Origin of the sequence: Burkholderia sp. Ax-1720, assembly GCF_011753035.1 — a bacterium.
GTDB lineage: Bacteria > Pseudomonadota > Gammaproteobacteria > Burkholderiales > Burkholderiaceae > Burkholderia > Burkholderia gladioli.
Map to the genome: position 1 here is coordinate 1 of NZ_VWWK01000126.1, position 22,218 is coordinate 22,218.

Annotated in this window: 12 protein-coding genes; 10 read left to right on the forward strand and 2 right to left on the reverse strand. The window is 69.4% G+C overall.

Annotated elements, in window-relative coordinates; genetic code table 11:
• From F3J18_RS26470 to F3J18_RS26480, 3 genes are all read left to right on the forward strand, one after another.
• Positions 1 to 6,981: non-ribosomal peptide synthetase (locus F3J18_RS26470; RefSeq protein ID WP_166915083.1), on the forward strand; the 6,981-nt coding region annotated here is incomplete at its 5' end.
• Between the two features lie 115 nt (positions 6,982 to 7,096).
• The gene (locus F3J18_RS26475; protein ID WP_166915085.1) at positions 7,097 to 8,818 is read left to right on the forward strand and encodes a carbamoyltransferase C-terminal domain-containing protein; all 1,722 of its coding nucleotides are present in this window, start codon (positions 7,097 to 7,099) and stop codon (positions 8,816 to 8,818) included.
• Between the two features lie 75 nt (positions 8,819 to 8,893).
• Entirely contained in the window at positions 8,894 to 11,257 is a 2,364-nt protein-coding gene (locus F3J18_RS26480; RefSeq protein ID WP_166915087.1) for a penicillin acylase family protein, read from the forward strand.
• A gap of 129 nt (positions 11,258 to 11,386) precedes the next feature.
• Here the strand turns inward: F3J18_RS26480 and F3J18_RS26485 are convergent, their stop codons facing one another.
• Positions 11,387 to 12,532 carry a TDT family transporter gene (locus F3J18_RS26485; protein ID WP_166915088.1) on the reverse strand — a complete coding sequence of 382 codons (1,146 nt, stop codon included), beginning with the start codon at positions 12,530 to 12,532 and terminating at the stop codon, positions 11,387 to 11,389.
• A gap of 242 nt (positions 12,533 to 12,774) precedes the next feature.
• On the opposite strand from F3J18_RS26485, the gene F3J18_RS26490 reads away from it, so the two are divergent.
• The 3 genes from F3J18_RS26490 (at position 12,775) to F3J18_RS26500 (ending at position 15,262) form a co-directional block, all read left to right on the forward strand.
• Positions 12,775 to 13,728 carry a LysR substrate-binding domain-containing protein gene (locus F3J18_RS26490; protein WP_166915090.1) on the forward strand — a complete coding sequence of 318 codons (954 nt, stop codon included), beginning with the start codon at positions 12,775 to 12,777 and terminating at the stop codon, positions 13,726 to 13,728.
• Between the two features lie 326 nt (positions 13,729 to 14,054).
• Positions 14,055 to 14,372, forward strand: a complete 318-nt coding sequence (locus tag F3J18_RS26495) for a DUF4148 domain-containing protein (RefSeq protein WP_025099827.1) — start codon at positions 14,055 to 14,057, stop codon at positions 14,370 to 14,372.
• 86 nt (positions 14,373 to 14,458) lie between these two features.
• Positions 14,459 to 15,262: a response regulator transcription factor gene (locus tag F3J18_RS26500; RefSeq protein WP_166915092.1), complete on the forward strand. Its 804-nt coding sequence runs from the start codon at positions 14,459 to 14,461 to the stop codon at positions 15,260 to 15,262.
• A 16-nt stretch (positions 15,263 to 15,278) separates the two neighbouring features.
• Here F3J18_RS26500 and F3J18_RS26505 read toward each other — a convergent pair whose 3' ends face one another.
• Positions 15,279 to 16,433 carry an alpha-hydroxy-acid oxidizing protein gene (locus F3J18_RS26505; protein WP_025099825.1) on the reverse strand — a complete coding sequence of 385 codons (1,155 nt, stop codon included), beginning with the start codon at positions 16,431 to 16,433 and terminating at the stop codon, positions 15,279 to 15,281.
• A 390-nt stretch (positions 16,434 to 16,823) separates the two neighbouring features.
• Here F3J18_RS26505 and F3J18_RS26510 point away from each other — a divergent pair, with 390 nt between their 5' ends.
• From F3J18_RS26510 to F3J18_RS26525, 4 genes are all read left to right on the forward strand, one after another.
• A complete protein-coding gene (locus F3J18_RS26510; protein WP_166915094.1) occupies positions 16,824 to 18,101 on the forward strand; it encodes a PLP-dependent aminotransferase family protein in 1,278 nt (425 codons plus the stop codon).
• Positions 18,102 to 18,190: 89 nt separating this feature from the next.
• A complete protein-coding gene (locus F3J18_RS26515) occupies positions 18,191 to 18,787 on the forward strand; it encodes an aminodeoxychorismate/anthranilate synthase component II (protein ID WP_166915096.1) in 597 nt (198 codons plus the stop codon).
• A gap of 570 nt (positions 18,788 to 19,357) precedes the next feature.
• Positions 19,358 to 20,893: a catalase gene (locus F3J18_RS26520; protein WP_275691153.1), complete on the forward strand. Its 1,536-nt coding sequence runs from the start codon at positions 19,358 to 19,360 to the stop codon at positions 20,891 to 20,893.
• A gap of 135 nt (positions 20,894 to 21,028) precedes the next feature.
• Positions 21,029 to 21,640, forward strand: coding sequence for an ankyrin repeat domain-containing protein (locus F3J18_RS26525; protein ID WP_025099821.1), 612 nt, complete (start codon positions 21,029 to 21,031; stop codon positions 21,638 to 21,640).
• The last annotated feature ends 578 nt before the right edge of the window (positions 21,641 to 22,218 follow it).

Below are 22,218 nucleotides of genomic sequence, written 5' to 3' on the forward strand. Positions count from 1 at the left end.
GAGGCGGGCGCCACGGCGGCCGGCGGCGCGCTGCCGGCGATCGAGCGCATCGAGGCGCTCGCCACGCCGCTGTCGGGCGCGCAATACCGGCTCTGGTACCTGCATCAGCGCGACCCGCTGAATACCGCCTATCACCTGCCGGACCTGCTGACGCTGGACGGCGCGCTCGACGAGGCGGCCCTGCGCGCGGCGCTGGCGGCCACGCTGGCCGAGCACGAATCGCTGCGCACGCGCTTCGTGGTGGAAGGCGAGACGCCGCTGCAGGTGATCGACGCGCCGGCCGCGCCCCAACTGGCGCGCCACGACCTCTCGACGCTCGCGCCCGAGGCGCGCCGCGCCGCGCTCGATGCGCTGGTGCAGCGCGAGCTCGGCACGCCCTTCGACCTCGAACGCGGGCCGCTGGCGCGCTTCAGCCTGGTCCGGCTGGCCGGCGAGGAACACGCGCTGCTGTCGATGTTCCATCACATCGTGATCGACGGCTGGTCGGTGGCCTTGTTCCAGCAGAGCCTGGCGCGCCACTACAACCAGGCGCGCGCCGGCCGGGCACCGGCGCTCACGGCCGCCGACCCGGCCACGCGCGCGCTGCAATACCGCGACTTCGCCGACTGGCACCGCCGCCTGCTCGACGGCGGCGAGCGCGAACGCCAGCTCGACTACTGGCGCGCGCGGTTCGACGGCACGCTGCCGGTGCTGCAACTGCCCACCGACCACGCCCGGCCGCCGCAGCCGAGCGGCGCGGGCGCGGCCTTCTCCTTCGAGCTCGACGCGGCGCTGGCCGCGCGGCTGGAGGCGGTGGCGCAGCGTCACCACGTCTCGATGTTCATGCTGCTGCTGGCGGCCTACGCGGCGCTGCTGGCGCGCTACGCCCGCCAGGACGACCTGTTGATCGGCGTGCCGGCGCTGGGCCGCGGGCGGCCCGAGTTCGAGCCGGTGGTCGGCTTCTTCGTCAACACGCTGGTGATGCGGCTGCGCGCCCAGCCCTCGACGCGCTTCGCCGAGCTGCTCGACACGGTGCGCGCCACCTGCCTGGAAGCCTTCGACCATCAGGACGTCGCGCTCGAGGAGATCGCCGCGGCCGTCAACGGCCAGCGCGAACGCGACGGCAGCGGCCTGTTCCAGACCATGTTCTCGTACCAGGACGGCGCCGCGCTGGAGACGGCCCGCTTCGACGGCCTGCACGCCGGCAATCTCGAACCCGAGCATCGCAGCGCGAAGTTCGACCTGTATCTCGCCACCTGGTCGCTGGACGGCCGGCTGCACGGTGGCTTCGAGTACAGCACCGACCTGTTCGAGGCCGCCACGGTGGAGCGCCTGGCCGCGCACTTCCGCCATCTGCTGGCGGGCGTGGCCGCCGATGCGGGCACGGCGCTGCACGCGCTGCCGCTGCTCGACGAGGATGAGCGCCGCTATCAGCTGGAGACGCTCAACCAGGCGCGCCGGCCGCTGGAGCCGGGCCTGACGGTGCGCGAGCTGTTCGCGCGGCAGGCCGCGCGCGTGCCCGAGCGCATCGCGGCGAGCTGCGGCGATCGTTCCATGACCTACGCCGAGCTGGACCGCGCCTCCGATCGCGTGGCCCACAACCTGCTCGCGCTCGGCGCGCGCGACGAGGCCCTGGTCGGGCTGCTGCTCGGCCGCGATCTCGGCTACCTGGTGGCGATGCTCGGCGTGCTGAAGGCGGGCCTGGCGTTCACGCCGCTGAACCCGGCCGATCCGCTGCCCAAGCTGGAGCGTGTGGCCGAGCTCGGCAAGCTGCGCTACGTGCTGCACGACGCGGCCGGCGCCGGCTGCGCGCAGGCATTGAACGTGGCCGCCGAGCGCGTGGCGCTCGACACGCTGCTGCGCGAGCCGGCCGCGCCGGGCGCCTTCCTGCCGCTCACGCCGGCCTCGCTGGCCTACGTGATCTACACCTCGGGTTCCACCGGCCTGCCCAAGGGCGCGATGATCGAGCAGCTCGGCATGCTCAACCACCTGCTGGCCAAGATCGACGACCTCGGCATCGGCGAGCGGGACGTGGTGGCCGAGATGGCCGTCACCACCTTCGACGTGTCGATCTGGCAGTACCTGGTGGCGCTGCTGGTGGGTGGGCGCACCGCGGTGATCCCCGGCGACGCGGCCTGGGATCCGCAACAGTTGTTCGCGCAACTGGATGCCGAGGGCGTGACGGTGTTCGAGTCGGTGCCCTCGCACATGAAGATCCTGATCGACGAGCTCGAATCGCGCCCGGGCGCCGAGCGCCTGCCGGGCGTGCGCGTCTACGTCAGCAATGCCGAGGCGCTCACGCCCGCGCTCTGCGAGCGCTGGTTCGCCTGCGTGCCGCACATCCCGGTGGTCAATACCTACGGCGCGACCGAGTGCTCGGACGACACCAGCCATCTGTGGATCCGCGAGCCGCTCGGCACCGCGCTGCCCTATGTGCCGATCCAGGGCACCCTGCCGAACCTGCGCACCTACCTGCTCGACGCACAGCTCGAACCGGTGCCGCTCGGCGTGACGGGCGAGGTCTATATCGGCGGCACCGGCGTGGGCCGCGGCTACCTGGGCGACCCGCTGCGCACGGCGCGCGCCTTCCTGCCCGATCCGTTCTCGGCGCTGCCCGGCAGCCGGCTCTACAAGACCGGCGACCTGGCGCGCTACCGCCCGGGCGGCACGCTCGAGTTCCTCGGTCGCGAGGACTTCCAGGTGAAGATCCGTGGCCAGCGCGTCGAGATCGGCGAGGTCGAGAAGGCGATCGGCGATCACGACAACGTGCGCCAGGCGGTGGTGGTGGCCGCGCGTGATGCGAAGGAGCGGCTCTACCTGCTCGGCTACGTGATCCCGCATCGCCACCCGGCGCCGACCGTGCCGGAGCTGCGCGCCTTCGTGGCCGAGCGCGTGGCGGGCTACATGGTGCCGGCCTCCTTCGTGCTGATGGACAGCTTCCCGCTCAACGCCAACGGCAAGGTGGACCGCAAGCGCCTGCCGCAGCCCTCGGACCAGGACGTGTTCCGCCGTCACGAGCACGTCGAGCCGGCGGCCGGCACCGAGGCGCAGCTCGCCGAGCTGTGGCGCGAGCTGCTGGAGGTGGACCAGGTGGGCGCGCTCGACAGCTTCTTCGAACTGGGCGGCCATTCGCTGCTGGCCGCCGAGCTCACGCTCAAGCTGCGCACCCGCTTCGGCGTGGCGCTGCCGCTGCGCGCGCTGTTCGAGGCGCCGCAGCTGCGCGCCGTGGCTGCCGCGCTCGATGCGCTGCGCGACGGGCAGGGCGCGGTGGTGCCCGAGCCGATCGAGCGCCTGCCCGCGCAGCCGCATTACGAGCTCGCGCCCTGCCAGGTGCCCGAGTGGTACGCCTACCAGATGGACCCGACGAGCCCCGTCTACAACATCAGCGTGTCGGACCTGTTCTTCACCGGCAAGCTGAACCGCGATGCCTTCGTCAAGGCCTGGCAGACCCTGCTCGACCGCCACGAGGTGCTGCGCGTGAAGTTCGACTACCGCGACGGCGCGCCGATCCAGATCGTCGATCCGTCGATCGGCATCCATGCCGGGGAGGTGTTCCTCGATCGCACGCAGTTCTCTGGCGCGGAGGCGATCGACGAGGCCAACCGGCTCGGCGCGCGCTTCGGCGTGGCGCCCTTCGATTTCGCCACCGGGCCGCTGTTCCGCCTGCACGTGGCCAGCTACGGCGGCGACTTCCACCAGCTGATCTTCGTGGTCCACCACATCATCTGGGACGAGACCTCGCTGATCAACCTGATGCTGGAGATGAGCGAGCTGTACAACGCCTACGCCGCCGGGCGGCCGCCCGAGGTGCCGGCCATCGAGGTGGGCTACTTCGACTACGTGCAGTGGATGCACCGCCAGTTGCGCTCGGGCGCCTTCGACGAGCACAAGCGCTACTGGCTCGACATGTATCGCACGCTGCCGCCGCCGCTGGACCTGCCGACCGACCGGCCGCGCCCGAACGTGATGTCGTATCGCGGCGATGCGCTGCGCAGCTGGCTGCCGCGCGGCGTGGTGCGCAAGATCGAGGCCTACCTGAAGCAGCACGACGTGACGCTGTTCATGCTGCAACTGGCGATCATCGACGCCTACCTGGCGCGCATCAGCGGCCAGCACGACTTCGTGATCGGCTGCCCGATCGCGGGCCGCGCCGACGAGCGCCTCAAGCCCCTGTTCGGCCTGTTCGCCACGCCGATGCCGATCCGCTGCACGATCGACGAGGGCATGAGCTTCGCCGGGCTGCTGGCCCAGGTGCGCCAGCGCACGCTGGATGCCTTCGAGCATTACCACTACCCGTCGAACCAGGTGATCGAGCAGTTGCAGCACGAGAAGGACCTGTCGCGGCCCAAGCTGTTCTCGATCATGTACGGGGTGCAGAACAACAAGAGCGACCTGATGAGCCGGATCCGCTTCGACGGGCTGGCGCTGAGCCTGGAGAACGTGGTGGACACCGAGAACAAGTCCTCGCGCTTCGACCTGAACTTCGTGGTCGACCAGTTCGGCAGCGACATCATGTTCAGCTGCATCTACAACGCCGACCTGTTCGAGGGCGAGACGGTGCGGCAGATGCTCGACAACATGACCGCGCTGATGGAGCAGGTGCTCGACGATCCGCACCAGCCGCTCGCGCGCTACACGATGGTCGGCGCGAACGGCAATCCGCCGGCCGTGGTGCACGGCGAGCCGGTCGAGTACGACGCGCGGGCCAGCATGCACTCGCTATTCGCCCGGCAGGCCGCGCGCACGCCGCAGGCCACCGCGCTGGTGATCGACGGCGAGCGCCACGACTACGCGACGCTGAACCGCCAGGCCAACCGCCTCGCGCATTACCTGATGTCGCTCGGCGTCGAGCCGGGCGACAAGGTGGCGGTGCTGCTCGAGCCCTCGCTGGCGATGATCGTCTCGCTCTACGCGATCCTGAAGGCGGGCGCGAGCTTCGTGCCGATCGGCTCGCAGACGCCGCAAAAGCGCATCGACGCGATCCTGCGCGGCTCCCGCGCGCGCTGGGCCCTGACGGCCGGCGCCACGCGGCGCGCCTTCGCGCAGTTCGCCTACGACGTGGTGCTGGTCGACGAGGTGATGGGCGCGCTGGGCGGCTATTCCGATGCCGATCCGGCGCCCGTCGAGCCGCGTTCGCTGGCCTACGTGCTGCATACCTCGGGCTCGACCGGCACGCCCAAGGGCATCGAGATCGAGCATCGCGGCGTGGTCAGCATGATCGCCGACCTGCAGCGTAATTATTCGCTCGATGCGCGCGACCGCGTGCTGTTCCATACGCCGTTCACCTTCGACGTGTTCATCCAGGACGTGTTCTGGCCGCTGGCCTCGGGCGCGAGCGTGGTGGTGATGGGCGACGACTGGCTGCGCAGCGCGCATGCCTACGGCGAGCTGATCGAACGCGAGGGCGCGAGCTTCGCGCAGTTCGTGCCCTCGATGCTGGAGAGCCTGGTGCAGGCGCGCGAGCGCGGCGAGATCGGCGCCTTGCCCTCGCTGCGGCACGCGGTGGTCGGCGCGGCCGCGCTCTATCGCGGCCTGGCCGAGCGCTTCGCCGCCGCCTTCCCGGGCTGCCGCCTGCATAACCATTACGGCCCGACCGAGGTGACCGTCGACGCGAGCCGCTTCGATTGCAGCGAGCCCTATGCGGGCGACACCGTGCCGATCGGCCGGCCGGTGGGCAATGCCAGCCTGCATGTGCTCGACGCGCAATTGCAGCCGGTGCCGCGCGGCGTGATCGGCGAGATCTGCGTGGCCTCGCCGGGCCTGGCGCGCCGCTACCTCAACGACGACGCGGCGAGCGCGCGTGCCTTCGTCGAGATCGAGTACCAGGGGCAGCCGCTGCGCGTCTATCGCACCGGCGACCTCGGGCATTGCGATCGCGCCGGCCTGGTGCATTTCCACGGCCGCGCCGACCGGCAGTTGAAGATCCGCGGCAACCGCGTCGAGCTGGAGGAGATCGCCAGCGCCTTGCGTGCCCATCCGTCGATCGCGGCGGCCGCGCTGCAGTACCGCGAGGACCTGGGCAGGCTGGTGGCCTTCGTCGAGCAGTCGGCCGAGGCGATCGGCGTGGCGGGCGAGCCGGGCGGGGCGCCGCGGTATGCGTTCACGCTCGAGCAGCGTCCCGAGCTGACCGCGGCGGCGCTGGCCCTGCGCGAGCCTGCGCCGCTGCCCGAAGCCGTTGCCGAAGCGGTTGCCGAAGTCGCTGGCGCGAGCGGCCTGGGCGACGACGAGGGCGAGCCCGGCGTGCCCGCCGTGGCCGAAGCCGGCAACGAGCTGGCGCGGCGCTTCCCGGCCTGCCAGTTGGTGCTGACCGATGCCGCCAGCCAGGTGCTGGCCTGGATCGAGGCGGTGCCGCTGCGTGCGGACGCGATGGCGGATTCGCTCTCGCTTCCGCTCGATCGCGAGGCCGCGGTGTCGCTCGCGGCGGCCCAGCAGGATGCGGGGCAGGTGCCCGACACGCTGCTGGTGTTCGATGCGCCCGACGCCTTGCCGGCCGCGCAGGCCGAGGCGCAGGCCGCGCAATGGCGGCGCGTCGCGGCTTCGCTGGGCCTGGCGCGTTTGCGCCTCGCGAGCGACGCCGAGGCCGCCACGCTCGCGCCGTCGGCGCCGAGCCTGACGCGCGAGGCGGTGCGCAGCTGGCTGCGCCAGTCGCTGCCCGACTACATGATCCCCGACCAGGTGCACTTCATCCCGGCGATCCCGCTGACCGAAAGCGGCAAGGTCGACGCGCGCCGGCTGCCGGTGATCGAGGTGGGCGAGCGGCAGCAGCGGCAGGCCGCCAGCACCGATCGCCAACGCGAGCTGGCGGCGATCTGGACGCGCCTGCTGGGCGCGGCCGCGGTTGGCGTGACCGACGATTTCTTCGAGCTGGGCGGCCAGTCGCTGAAGGCGATCGAGATGATCTCCGAGGTGAGCCGGCGCTACGGCCAGAAGATCGAGCTTCGCCAGTTCTACGAAAACCCGACCATCCGTGCCCTGGAGACGCTGCTCGACGGCCGACCCTGAACGCGGGACACGCGCGCCGGCCCGCCGCCGCCGGCGCGCGCCCGAACTCCAAGCGGACACGCATTACCACCGAATCATCGACGAATCACAACTGGACTGAAGAGGACAACACATCATGTACGTACTCGGGATCAACGCCGCTTACCACGAATCCGCCGCCTGCCTGATCAAGGACGGGCAGGTGGTGATGGCGATCGAGGAAGAACGCCTGAACCGCATCAAGCACGGCAAGCTGTCGACGCCGGAAACCACCGGCCAACTGCCCTGGAAGTCGATCCGCAAGTGCCTGGACGCGGCCGGCATCGAGCTCGACCAGGTGGCCCATATCGGCTACTCCTTCAGCCCCGAGATCCTGCAGGAAGGGGTGGCCTCGTGGCGCGCCGCGAGCGGCGGCACGCACGACTGGCCGCTCGACAAGCAGAGCTACCAGACGCTCGAGGGCGGCCTGAGCTTCGCCGACGGCGTGCTGTCCTCGCGCCGCCAGTTGATCGAGGAAGCCGGCTTCCAGGGCGAGTTCCACTTCCTGCCGCACCACGACTGCCACGCGGCCAGCGCGTTCCACGTCTCGCCCTTCGAGAAGGCGGCGGTGCTGGTGATCGATGGCATCGGCGAATGGGCCAGCACCTCGCTCTATCACGGCGACGGGCTCAAGCTCAGCAAGGTGCACGACTTCAACTTCCCGAACTCGCTGGGCTTCGTCTGGGAGAAGCTCTCGAAGTACCTCGGCTTCAGCCAGTACGACGCCTCCAAGGTGATGGGCCTGGCCGCCTACGGCGACGCCAGCAAGACCATCGAGCTGTTCTCGCGCATCGTGCCTGACAAGGCGGACATGACGGTGGACCTGTCGGTGCTGCGCCACGAGTCGCCCGACTTCTCCACGCTCGAGACGCTGTTCGGGCTGCCGCGCCGCCACGAGCCGGTCGATTTCAACACCGACAACTGGCAGGCCTACGTGGATGTGGCCGCCGGCCTGCAATTGCTGACCGAGCAGGTGCTGATCCACATCCTGCGCAAGTTCGACCGCCAGACCTACCGCAACCTCTGCATGGCCGGCGGCGTGGCGCTGAACTGCGCGGCCAACGGCGTGATCGTGCGCGAGAAGCTGTTCGACGACGTGTTCATCCAGCCCGCCTCGAACGATGCCGGCACCGCGCTGGGCGCCTGCTTCCTGATCTGGAACGAGGTGCTGGGCCAGCCGCGCAACTACGTGTTCACGCATTCCTACCTGGGGCCGTCGTATTCCGACGACGAGATCGAGGCCGTGCTCAAGCGCACCACGCTGGCCTATCACAAGGTCGAGATCGAGAAGGAGGTGGCCCAGCTGATCGCCAAGGGCGCCGTGATCGGCTGGTTCAACGGGGCGATGGAATGGGGCCCCCGCGCGCTGGGCGGCCGCAGCCTGCTGGCCGATCCGCGCAATGCCGACATCCGCGAGGTGATGAACGTCAAGGTCAAGCACCGCGAGCTGTACCGACCTTTCTGTCCGAGCATCCTCGGCGAGCAAGCCGAGGCCTGGTTCGAGGGCAGCACCGCGTCGGTGGCCGGCAAGTACATGCTGACCACCTCGGTGGCGCGCGCCGACAAGGCCGACCGGATCCCGGCGGTGGTCCATTTCGATCGCACGGTGCGGGCCCAGGCCGTCTATGCCGAGGACAATCCGCGCTATCATCGGCTGATCTCCGAGTTCTACGCGCTGACGGGCGTGCCGCTGCTGCTGAACACCTCGTTCAACGATTCGGAGCCGATCGTCTGTACCCCGCAGGATGCGATCAACACCTTCATGAAGACCGATATCGACTACCTCGCGCTCGGCAACTTCCTGATCTCCAAGCAATAAGATGAGCCGTGCCGCCGGGCGCCGCGAGAGGGCGGCCGGCGGTGTTTCCGTGTCCCGTTTCGGAATCCCGTATCCATGACTTCCCGTAAGCGCCGCCTGTCGAGGTGGCTCAAGATCCTGGCAGGCCTGCTGGTGCTGGCCGTGGTGGCGGTCGCCGTCGGCGCGACGCTGTTCCTGCGCGCGAGCCTGCCGCAACTCGACGGCGAACTGCGTGCCGCCGGGCTCGGCGCGCCGCTGACGGTGACCCGCGATGCCGCCGGGGTGCCCACCCTGAGCGGGCGCGACCGCTACGACCTGGCCTACGGGCTCGGTTACCTGCATGCGCAGGACCGTTTCTTCCAGATGGACTACCTGCGCCGCAGCGGCGCGGGCGAACTGTCGGCCCTGGTGGGCAGCGCGGCGCTCGGCCTGGATCGCGAGCATCGCCTGTACCGCTTCCGCGCGCGGGCCCGCGAGGCCGTGGCGCGGCTCTCGCCCGACGAACACAAGGCGCTCGATCGTTACACGCAGGGCGTCAACGACGGGCTGGCTGCGCTCGGCGCGCGGCCCTTCGAATACGCGCTGCTGGGCGCGCGCCCCGAGCGCTGGCAGCCGGAGGATTCGCTGCTGGCGATCTACGCGATGTACTTCGAGCTGCAGGGCAACCTGCCGGCGCGCGAGGTCGGCCGGCTGTGGTTGCGCACGCATGCAACGGCCGAGCAGCAGGCCTTCCTGCTGCCCGAATCGTCGACGCACGACGCGCCGCTCGACGCGGCCGGCATCGACGCGCCGCTCACGCCGCTGCCCGAGAACGCTCCCGAAGGCTTCCGCGGCGGCTCGGACGGCCTGCAGAAGCGCGCCGCGCTCGATTTCCGTTCCTCGATCGGCAGCAATAGCTGGGTGATCGCCGGCAAGCGCAGCGCCAACGGCGCGGCCATCGTCGGCGACGACATGCACCTGGGCATCGCCTTGCCGAACACCTGGTATCGCGCCGCGCTGGTCACGCAGGACGGCACGCACACGCGCCGCGTGGTGGGCGTGACGCTGGCCGGGCTGCCCGGCGTGGTGGTCGGCAGCAACGGCGAGGTGGCCTGGGGCTTCACCGACGGCTACATCAACGGCCTGAACCTGGTGCCGCTCGAACACGAGGGCAGCGACCCGCTGGCGTTCCGCGTGAACGGCGTGAGCGGGCGCGCCCGGGCCTATACCGAGACGATCGGCGTGCACGGCGCCGCCGCGCAGACCATGACGGTGCTCGAAACGTCCGTGGGCCCGGTGCGGGAGATCGACGGCCGGCCCTACGCGGTACACTGGGTCGCGCAGGCGCCCGAGGCGGTGAACCTGACGCTGGGTGGGATGGCCGAGGCCAGCGACCTGGACAGCGCGATGCGGATCGCCAACGCCTCGGGGATTCCGGCCGAGAACATCATGATCGGCGATCGCTCGGGCCGCATCGGCTGGACCATCGCCGGGCCGCTGCCGGATCGGCGCGACGTGGGCGCGGGGCCCGGCTGGCGGGGCGTGCTGCCGCCCGAGGCGGTGCCGCGCGTGGTCGATCCCTCGGGCGGCCAGCTGTGGACCGCCAACAACCGGCAACTGGCCGGCGACGCCTATCGATTGATCGGCGACGGCGGGGCCGACCACGGCTCGCGCGCCTCGCAACTGCGCGACGACCTGACGGCGCTCGGACAGACCAGCGAGCCCGCCGCCTACCAGGTCGATCTCGACGATCGCGCGCTGTTCATCACGCCGTGGCGCGAGCGCGCGCTGCGCCTGCTCGACGACGCGGCCGTGGCCGGCCATCCGCAGCGCGCCGAATTCAAGCGCCTGCTGACCGAAAGCTGGACCGGGCGCGCCAGCGTCGATTCGGTCGGCTACCGGCTCGCGCGCGGCTTCCTGTATCGCCTGTCCGGCGACGTGTTCGGCGGGCTCGACACGCAGATCCACCAGCTCGATCCCGATGCCGACTACGAGCATGTGAACTCGCGCTGGTCGATCACCATGGCGCGCCTGCTCGACGCGCAGCCGGCGGGCTGGCTGCCGGTCGGCGCCGGGAGCTGGCGCGAGCTGCAACTGAAAGCGATCGACCAGGTGATCGCCGAGCTCACGCGCGACGGCGCGAAGCTCGACCAGGCCACCTGGGGCCGCCACAACACGCTGCGCATCGCGCATCCGTTCGCCTCCAGCGTGCCGCTGCTGGGCCGCTGGCTGGCGGCGCCGGCCGAGCAGGTGCCGGGCGATTCCGGCATGCCGCGCGTGGCGGGCCCGAACTTCGGGCAGTCGGAGCGCATGGTGGTGTCGCCGGGGCACGAGGAGGCCGGCATCTTCAACATGCCGGGCGGGCAGAGCGGCCATCCGCTGAGCCCCTTCTTCCTGGCCGGCCACGAAGCCTGGGTGAAGGGCGAGCCCACGCCGTTCCTGCCCGGGGAGGCGAAGCACAGCCTGCGATTCGTGCCCTGACGAGCCCCGCTGAGCCCCGAGGTGTCTTGAAGCGCTTCAGGCCGGCGCGAAGCGCGGGCTGGAATACCGAAGGGGGCCGCGATCCCGGTGGATCGCGGCCCCCTTCCATTTGGCGGAGCGACGCGTGGCTCAGGCGCGGCTGGTCGCCAGGCACGGCGCGCGGAACATCCGCTCGAACATCAGGCCGCGCAGCGTGCGGGCCAGCACCACGATCCACAGCATACCGAGCAGGCTGGCGAAGCCCAGGCCGAGGCCGGTGAAGATGCCGAAACCGGTCACGTGGGCGAGGTTGAAGGTCGCGAGCGTGTAGACGCCGATCGGAAACGTGAAGCCCCACCAGCCGAGATTGAAGGGCAGCCCCTCGCGGCGATAGCGCCACATGAACAGCAGGGCACAGGCCAGCCACCAGAGCCCGGCGCCCCAGAGCAGCAGCGCGCCGAGCACGCCGAAGTCGCGGGCGGCGACGGCCACGCTTTGCAGCGCCGTGCCGGCGAAGGCCTGGCTGGCGGCATGGCCGAGCGTGAGCAGGCCGAGCGCGCCGGTGCCGATGGGGCCGAGCGTGAGCCAGCTGGTCACGCCGAGTTCGCGATGCGGCAGCTTGTGGATCACCAGGCGGAACAGCACGATGGTCAGGATCGAGAAGGCCAGCGGCACCGAGATCGCCCACAGCACGTAGCCGAGGCCGATCACCACCTGCGCGGCGGCGGGGTCCAGGTGCGGCGCCAGCAGGGCGGCGCTGGCGGCGGCCACCTCGGGCGCCACGATCGGCAGCAGCAGGGCCGCGGTCAGCTTCTCGAGGCTGTGTTCCTGCACCGTGAACACCAGGTAGGGCACGCCGATCGCGACCAGCACCGACAGCGCCGCGTCGAAGCTCCACAGGACCAGCGCGAGCTGCCCGGCCGTGTTGCCCTGCTGCGCGCCGCCGAACAGCACCAGGCCATTGACGATCGGCGCCAACCCCATCGGCAGCGTGCCGAGAAACAGCGATTGCATCGGGTGGTGCAGCATCGGCCGGATGGTGTCGCTGAACAGCACCAGGCGAGCGACGAACATCGCGGCGAACAGCGCGTAGAGCAGGATGTCGAGGCGCCACAGCCAGGCGGCGGCCAGCGTCTTGAGCGGCGAGGCGCCCGGCAGCGCGTTCAGCACCAGGTAGACCACGCCCGTGCCCATCGTCACGGCGAACCAGTTGGGCGTGAACTGGCGGATATTCTCGAGCCAGGCGGGCCGCTGGGCGGCGCGGCGGGCGAGGGCGGCTTGGGAGGTTTTCATCATGGGCTCCGATCGGATCGGGAGGAGATGAGGGCAGTCTAGGGTTCGTGGCGGGATAAGAAAAATACATATTAATGATTGGAAGCATGCTTTTTTGATATGCTTTGCGCCGGCTTCCGAGGTCTCGATCGAAAGATTGCCGCCGGGCCGGGAATAAGTGCCCGCGCGCGGTGTTTGCCTGTCATGAAGCCCGTTGCCGGCGGCATCGTCATGCCCGCCGACCGGGCCACGAGGTCTGTCCACTCATGAACTTCACGCATTTACTGGCCTTCCACGAAGTCGCGCGCGCCGGCAGCATCAGCGCCGGCGCGGAGCGCCTGCACGTCAGCCAGCCCGCCGTCACGCGCGAGATCCGCGAACTCGAGGCGCGGCTCGGCCTGGTGCTGTTCGATCGCCTGCCGCGCGGCGTGGCGCTGACCGAGGCGGGGCGGCTGCTGTTCGACCACGCGTCGCGGATCTTCGCGCTGGCCGACACGGCCGAGAGCGAACTGCGCGAGCTGGCCGGCCTTGGCGCCGGGCATCTGCGGATCGGCGCGAGCAACACGCTGGGCGTCTATCTGGTGCCGGCCCTGATCGCGCGCTTCAACGCACGGCACCCGCGCATCACGATCGACTTGACGGTCACCAATACCGAAGGCGTCGAGGCCGGCCTGCGCGATCTGAGCTTCACGCTCGGTTTCGTCGAGGGCCCGTTCGATACGGCCGTGCTCGACGCGCGCCCGATCGGCGCCGACGAGATCGCCGTGGTGGCCGCCGCCGGCCATCCGCTGGCCGGGCGGCGCCTCGCGCCGGCCGATCTCGCCGAACACGCCGTGATCCTGCGCGAGCCCGGCTCCGGCACCCGCGCGATCGTCGAGGAGGCCTATGCGCGGCTGGGGCTGTCGATCACGCCGCTGATGTCGGTCAGCGATACCGAGGCGATCAAGCGATTGTTGCTGGCACAACAATCCCTGGCCTATCTCTCGCGGCTGAGCGTGAGCGACGAACTCGCGCGTGGCGACCTGCAACTGGTGGAGGTCGACGCGCCGCGTATCGAGCGGGCCCTGCACATGGTCTGGCTCAAGGCTCGCTCGCTGTCGCCCGGCGCGCAGGCGCTGATGGCGCTGGTGCCGCCGGGCGCGGCCGGCGATCTCGCGGCGCCGTCGAGCGCCTCCGCCACGCCACGCCAGGCGGCGAAGGCCCGCCGCAAACCGGCCTGAGGCCGTCGCGCGGGCGCTGCCGCTCGCGCGTTTCCTGTCTTTTCCTCCCTTCCGTTTTCCCTGCACCCGCTCGCATCGTTGGATCGCGCCGCGATATCTCGCGTCGCGATGTAACCGAATCGCCGCGCCGCCCGATCTGGTGAATGACGGCACGCATTTCGCCTCGCCTGAAAAAAGATTCGGGACGAGACGGGAATATTCGTCGCGAAATGCTGTTAGCCCTTATGACAGGCACGCAACGAAGCAGCAAGCGAGCCCGTCGAGCGAACCGGAATCCATCGATTGATGAGGATTTCGAACCATTTATCCGAACCAGGAGCATCATCATGAAGAAGCTGAGCACCCTCGCCATCGCCCTTTGCGCCCTCACCGTCCCGGCGCTGTCGTTCGCCCAGGGCACCGCGCCGATCACGCGCGCGCAGGTGGTGGCCGAACTCGCGCAACTCGAACAGGCCGGCTACGATCCGGCGGCGGGCGAGAGCGTCGACTACCCGGCCAAGCTGCAGGCCGCCGAGGCGAAGGTCGCGCAACAGCAAGCCGGCCAGGCGCAGCGCGCCCAGGCTGCGAACGGCCAGAACTCGGCCGCCTCGGACCCGAACTGCGTGGGCCCGGCCAGCTTCTGCAACGTGTATTTCGGTAGCTGAGCGATGCGTGCCGCATCGAACCCGGGTGCCGGCGCCATGCGCCCCGGCCGCCCGGCATGGATCGCGACCCGCCGGCGAGGCCGATCATGAGCCGCATCCTCGTGATCGAAGCGGATCGGCAGGCATTGCGAGGTATCGCGCAATCGCTGCAGCAGCAGGGCTTGTCGGCCGACGACACGGCCTCGGCGCGCGACGCGCTGTATCGCGTGACCAGCGGCGCCTACGCGCTGGTGATCGTGGCCTACGACCTGCCCGAGATCGACGGCCCCGCGCTGGTGGCGGCGATGCGCGCGACGGGCCTGAGCGTGCCGATGTTGGCGATCGACGCCCAGGGCAGCATCGAGCGCTGCGTGCGCATGCTGAAGGCCGGTGCCGACGACTACCAGCCGTTCCCGCTGGACCTGGAAGAGCTGGGGGCGCGCGTGCTCGCGCTGCTGCGACGGCAGGCGAGGCCGCCGGCACCGGCCGACGACGCGGCCGCGGCGCGCCTGCAGGCGGGCGGCATCGTGCTGGACCGGATTCGCCGCATCGCCCTGGTGGATGCCACCCTGGTGGAACTGCGCCCGACCGAGTTCCGCCTGCTCGAATTCCTGATGCTGAATGCCGATCGCGTGATGACGCGGCGGATGATTCTCGAGGCGGTCTGGCAGCATCATTTCGATCCGGGCACCAACCTGATCGAGGTGCACGTCAAGCAGTTGCGCGCCAAGCTGCGCGACCCGAACGGCCGGCGCTTCATCCACACGGTCCGGCGTGCCGGTTATTACTTCTCGGGCGATGCGCCGGATGCGCGTCGCGAGGCAAGGGACGAGGGCGGCAAGGACGATACGAACGCGCTCCCGCATCGGCGCGGCGACACACGCCCCAGCGCGCTGCATTCCCGCGCCTGAACCCGCGGCGACGATTTCACCAGCCTTCGCCGGGCGCGGCGGACGGCTCGACATGCGCGGCCGACAAATCGGCCACGCCGCGGCAGCCCAGCATCGCCAGCGTGCGATCGAGCTCGTCGCCGAGGATCTCGATCACGCGCGTCACGCCGGCCTCGCCGGCCGCCGCCAGGCCATAGAGCACCGCGCGCCCCAGCATCACCGCATCGGCGCCGAGCGCGAGCGCCTTGGCGATATCGGAGCCGCGCCGGATGCCGCTGTCGAGCAGCAGCGCGCCGCGCCGCTCGCAGGCATGGCGCGCGGCCGCGATCATGTCGATCGGCGCCACCGCGTCGTCGAGCTGGCGCGCGCCGTGGTTCGACAGGATCACGCCGTCGACGCCGAGCTCCAGGCAGGCCAGGGCGTCGTCGGTGCCGAGGATGCCCTTCACCAGCAGCCGATGCGGCCAGCGATCGCGCAGCCGCCTCAAGTCGTGCCAGTTGAAGCTCGCGTCCATCTGGCGGCGCAGCAGCGCGGCCTTCACCTCGACGCTGGCGTGGTCGTCGGCGCCCACGTTGGCCAGTGTCGGCACGCCGCCCGCGCGCAGCAGCGCGGCGCTCCAGCGCGGATGGCGCAGCGTGTCGAGCAGCAGACCCGGGCTGGGCCGCAGCGGTAGCGCGAAGCCGTTGCGCAGGTCGCGCTCGCGCTTGCCGTTGAGCGGCACGTCCACGGTTACCACCAGGGTGCGATAACCGGCGCGCGCGGCGCGCTCGGCGAGGCTGTCGGCCAGCTCGCGATGCATCACGTAGAGCTGGAACCACAGCTCGCCGCCCGCTTCGCCGGCCAGGCGCTCCAGCGAGACGTTCGAGGCGGTGGACATCGCGAACGGAATGCCGGCGCGCTGCGCGGCGCGGGCCAGCGCGATATCGCCTTGCGGCCAGATCAGGCCGTTCAGGCCGGTCGGCGCCAGCACGAAGGGCGCGGCGAGCCGTTGGCCGAGCAGGGTGGTGGACAGCTCGCGCGAGGCCACGTCCACCAGGCGGCGCGGCACGAAGGCCAGGCGCGCGAAGGCGTCGCGATTGCGGCGCAGGCCGCGTTCGTCCTCGGCGCCGCCGTCCAGGTAGTCGAACACGCGGCGCGGCAGCCGGCGTCGGGCGAGCTTGCGGAAGTCTTCGACGTTGATCGGTGGCGGCATCGGCGCGGTTCGGAAGTCCGGTGAGGCGGGGCGGGGCGCCCGGCGCGAAAGCGCACGAGTGTAAACGCTGGTCCGGCGGTTTGTCGCGTTTCCCGCCGTGCACGATACCGTCGGTCTCGCGGTGGCCTGGATTGAATCGCGCCATGCAGCAGCACGCGAATTTATCAAGAAAAATCAGCAAATAATTTATCGATCGCCGACGGTGCTATCGTAGCCGCCAGATTGCGCGCCGCTGCTTTCGCAAGGAAGCGGCACGCGATGCACAGAACGAAATGACGGCGGCTCGATGCCGTCGATATGGCACTGAGAGACATCCCGAAGCCATCGCCTGGCGGGCCCGACCGGCCAGCCGTGGCGCCTCGGGACATGCACAGGATGGGAGAGAGGGCCTTGTCGACTCAAGCAAGCGCCGGAGCCTCGCGGCTCTCGGTGATGAATTTCCTCAACGAGGCCGCCAACGAGTATCCGCAGGCGATCTCCTTCGCCTCGGGCCGCCCGGCCGAGCAGTTCTTCTCGCTGGAAGGCTGGCTGGAGGCGGTGCCCGACTACCAGGCCCACGCGGCCCGCGCGGCCGGCCAGGACCTCGCGCTGGCGGGCCGACGGCTCGCCCAGTACGGCCGCACGGCCGGCATCATCAATGCCCTGATCGCCGAGCAACTGCGCCTGGACGAGGGCGTCGACTGCGATACCTCGCAGGTGGTGGTGACGGCCGGCTGCCAGGAGGCGCTCGCGCTGCTGGTGCCCGCGCTGTGCCGCGCCAGCGGCGACGTGATGCTGGCGCGCAATCCCACCTATATCGGCGTCACCGGCGTGGCCGATTTCGCCGGCATCGAGATCCTGCCCGTCGAATGCGAGGCCGGCGAGAACTGGGAGCAGGCGCTGGCCCGCACCGCCGCCGCGCTGCGCCGCGCCGGCAAGACCGCGCGCGGTTTCTACCTGACCCCCGAGTTCGACAACCCGACCGGCACCGTGCTCGACGAGGCCGAGCGGCGCTCGATCATCGCCGGCTGTCTGGAACATCGCATCGTGGTGCTCGAGGACAATCCCTACGGCATGTTCCGCTACGACGGCGAGCCCACCAAGCCGATGATGGCGCTCGATCCGGCCGGCTGCGTGATCTACCTGGCCACCTATTCGAAGACGCTGTGCCCGGCCGTGCGAGTCGGCGCGGCGGTGTTGCCCAGGCGCCTGTTCGGCAGCGAGCAGGCCGCCGAACGCCTGCGCGCGGAAATCTCGGAGCGCAAGAGCTTCGTGACCGTCAACACCAGCCAGGTGACCCAGGCGCTGGTGGGCGGCGTGCTGCTGCGCGAGGGCCATAGCCTGCGGCGGCTGGTCGATGCGCCGCGTCGCTTCTACCAGGAAAATCGCGACGTGCTGCTGGGTGCGCTCGAACGCGCCTTCGGCACCGATGGCGAGATCCGCTGGAACCGCCCCGACGGCGGCTTCTTCCTCGGCGTCACGCTGCCCTTCGAGTTCGGCGAGCGCGAGACCGTGGAATGCGCGCGCGATCATGGCGTGATCGTGATGCCGATGACCTTCTTCTCGCTCGACGCCTCGCGTCGCCGCGAAGTGCGGCTCGCCTTCAGCAATGCCGGCGCGGCCGAGATCGAGGCCGGCGTGGCGCGCTTCGCCAGCTACCTCGGCGAGAAGCGCGCCTCGCTCGCCTGAGCGGCCGGACGCGGCGGCCCGCTCCCACCCGGAGCGGTGCCGATCCGCGCGGCCGTGTCCTCCCTCATCCATGCAAGGACCGTGCGCCGATGTGCCAAGCCCTGATCATCGATAACTTCGATTCCTTCACGTACAACATCTTCCAGCAGATGGGGCAGGTCTGCGGGGTCGAGCCGACCGTGGTGAAGAACACCGCCTCGCTCGACGAGATCGACTTCTCGCGCTACGACTGCATCATCGTCTCGCCGGGCCCCGGCACGCCGGCGGTGCCGGCCGACGTGGGCATCAGCGCCGACGTGATCCGCGATACCGAGCTGCCGCTGCTCGGCGTCTGCCTCGGCCAGCAGTGCATGGCGCACCTGTACGGCATGGAGGTGGTGCATGCGCCGGTGCCGATGCATGGCCGCGTCAACGTGATTCGTCACGACGGGCGCGGCGTGTTCGCGGGGCTGCCGGAGGAACTGTCGATCGTGCGCTACCATTCGCTGGTGGTGAAGGCGGTGCGCGAGCCCTTCGAGCTGTGCGCCTGGGGCGAGGACGGCGTGATCCAAGGCATCCGCCATCGCACGCGGCCGCTGCATGGCGTGCAGTTCCATCCCGAATCGATCTGCACCGAGGCGGGCATCGAGCTGTTCCGCAACTTCCGCGATATCGCCCTCGAGCACAAGAGCCACGTGGTGGCCTGAGCCGCCGCCGCGCAGCGTTCCTCGCCAAACGACATCGTCACGGCTTCATGCCGGCGATGTCGTTTTTTATTGCGCGGAAAACAAGCGTGGCGCATGCTGCTTTATCCGGGGCGCCGCGGAGTCGTTGCGCGCGCATCGAGTGGACTGGTCTGTCCTGCTGTCGGTTAAGACAGGTTCGAGTCCGGCACTGACTGAAAACGCGCGCGATATTACCGAAATTCCTCGATGTCCGGTAAATCATGGACATGAAATACCATCGAAAAATGCTGCGTCGCGATAGTTGTCAATTGGACGATGCGTCCGGAAATTGCGAAAAGTCAGTAACGAAAAGAAGAAAAATGTCGGAATACTGATCAATTCAAAAATTTCGTAAACGCCTTAACATCCTTGATGGATGGGCGTTTTCAGCCGATTTTCGATGTCTTCGATGGTCTTCGATAGTTCATATGATTGAGGCTGCCTATTTGCGCCATTACCAATACCAATTGGAATCGCGTGGCCTGTCTCAATAGCATTCACTCGTCTCGATAACCGGTATCCCCAGTGGTGTCACTTCCTCACGGAGACGAAATGAACAAACAGAAAACCCTGTCGCGATGGGCAATCCCCACCGCCGTCGGCCTGATGATGTCGTCGATGGCGTTCGCGGCAAACCTCACGCGCGATAACGGCTCGCCGGTCGGCGACAATCAGAACTCGCAGACGGCAGGCCCGAGCGGCCCGGTCGTGCTGCAGGACTCGCACCTCATCGAGAAGCTGCAACGCTTCGATCGCGAGCGCATCCCCGAGCGCGTGGTGCATGCGCGCGGTACCGGCGCCTTCGGCGAATTCGTGGCCGACGCGGACATCTCGGACCTGTCGGTCGCCAAGGTGTTCACGCCGGGCGCGCATACGCCGGTGTTCGTGCGCTTTTCGACGGTGATGGGCTATCGCGGCTCGCCCGAGCAGGCGCGTGACCCGCGCGGCTTCGCCACCAAGTTCTACACCAGCGAAGGCAACTGGGACCTGGTGGGCATCAACCTGCCGATCTTCTTCATCCGCGACGCGATCAAGTTCCCCGACTTCGTCCATGCCAACAAGCCCAGCGCGGTGACGGGCGTGCAGGATCCGAACCTCGCCTTCGACTTCTTCGCGCATACGCCGGAAGCCACCGCGATGCTCACGCGCCTGTATTCGGACGAGGGCATGCCCAACTCGTACCGCAACATGGACGGCTTCGGCGTGCACGCCTTCAAGCTGGTCAACGCGCAGGGCGAGGTGCACTACGTGAAGTTCCACTGGAAGAGCGCGCAGGGCATGCAGGGCATCCGTCCGCAGGACATCCCGGCCTCGATCGGCAAGGACTGGAACCTGATGAGCAACGATCTGTACGGCGCGCTCAAGCGCGGCGACGATCCGAAGTGGGACCTCTACATCCAGGTGCTCAAGCCGGCGGATCTCGACAAGTTCGACTACAACGCGCTCGACGACACCAAGGTCTGGGCCGACGTGCCGGAGCGCAAGATCGGCACCATGACGCTGAACCGCGTGCCGGACAACTACTTCGAGAGCACCGAGGAATCGGCCTTCGCGCCCTCGCGCATGGTGCCGGGCATCGAGCCTTCGGAAGACCGCATGCTGCAGGGCCGGATGTTCTCCTATGCCGATACGCAGATGTACCGCCTGGGGCCGAACTTCAACTCGCTGCCGATCAATCGTCCGCGCGTGCCGGTGGTCAACAACAACCAGGACGGGCTGATGAACGCGGGCGACCGCAAGGGCGAGGTGAACTACGAGCCCTCGACGCTCGGCGAGATCCCGCAGGATCCGAAGTACAAGTACGTGCAGACGCCGCTGTCGGGCACCACCCAGCAGGCCGCGATCAAGAAGACGCTGAACTTCCGCCAGGCCGGCGAGTACTACCGCTCGCTGTCCTCGCAGGGCAAGGCGGACCTGGTGACGGCGCTCTCGAGCGACCTGAACCACGTCAGCAACGACGACAACAAGATCACCATGCTGTCGTACTTCTACAAGGCCGACGCCGACTACGGCAAGCGCCTGGCCTCGGCCACCCACGCGGACCTGTCGCGCGTGCAGGCCAAGGCGGCCACGCTGAGCGACATGTAAGCGGCGCGCGCCGTCGCCAGCCGACGGCGCGCCGCCCGGGCCGGGAGCAGGGGGCGCGGCATCACGCGCCGCCCGCGGCCCGGGTCGCCCGTTTCCCGAATCCGCATTCCCGGCACTTCGACGGAGCCCTATGACATGCCATCGCGCTGCAGCCCATCCTCGTTCCTCAAGGCCCTCGTCCCCGCGCTGCTGCTCGCGCTCGGTGCCTGCGCGGCACCCGAGCTGCACAAGCCGGAACCCGGCGTCGCGGTGCAGGATATCCACCATTACGACGACGACTGGTTCGCCGCGGCCCGCCTCGGACGCACCGACATCCTCGAAGCGCTGCTGCAGGCCGGCTACCCGATCGATTCGACCACCCGCCAGGGTTACACGGCGCTGATCCTGAGCACCTACGACGCCCAGCCCAAGGCGATGGAATTCCTGCTCGAGCATGGCGCGAACGCCTGCCTGGGCGACCGCAACGGCAATACCGCGCTGATGGGCGCGCTCTTCAAGGGCGAGCTGGACAGCGCGCGGCGCCTGATGCGGACCGATTGCCCGATCGACCAGGTCAACAACTCGGGCGAGACCGCGCTCTCGTTCGCGGCGCTGTTCGGCCGGCTCGACCTGCTGCCGGAACTGGTCAAGCGCGGCGCGAACCCCGATCACGCCGACGCGCGCGGCACCACGGCGCTGCGGCTCGCGCAGGCGCAGGGCAACGACGCGGCCTATCACGCGCTGCTGACGGTGGGCGCGACCCGCTGAGCGCTGGCTAGGGCAGGGCGGAGCCGCGCTCGCGGCGCCGGCTTGCCTGCCGCAAGACATCGAACCGGCTGGCCGGCGAATCCCGGTCGCGTCATGGGACGGCCGGCCCGGCGCGATTGTCCTTTCCTCGCATTTCTCCAGACGAATCCTCGTGCCCCGAACGGCGTCGCGGGCTGCGCAGCGGCGCGGGTTCCGCGCTTGACCCGGCCCGATTTCCCGCGGCCTATCCCAGCCCCTCCCCAGCGCCGGCTGCCGATGCTAACGTACGGTGATCGAAAAAATAGATCGCGATAATTTGGCGAGGCTTCCGCCAAAAAGGGGCGGTGCCTAGGATCGTCATCACGCTGCGGTGGCTTCATCGAGCGACAAGCGGCCGGAGCCTGATCCGGTCGACACACAATCACGCCGACACCGATCTGGAGACCGGATGCAATCCCACCCTGCCTGCGCCGAGCCACCCGGGCGCAAGCCTTCGTTCCCGGCATCCCCGGCGCGCCCGGGCGCCTGGCGAGGCGCCAAGCGGGCCGCCGCGCTGTCGCTGGCGCTGGTCATGGCCGCCGCGGCAGCCTGGCTGCCGG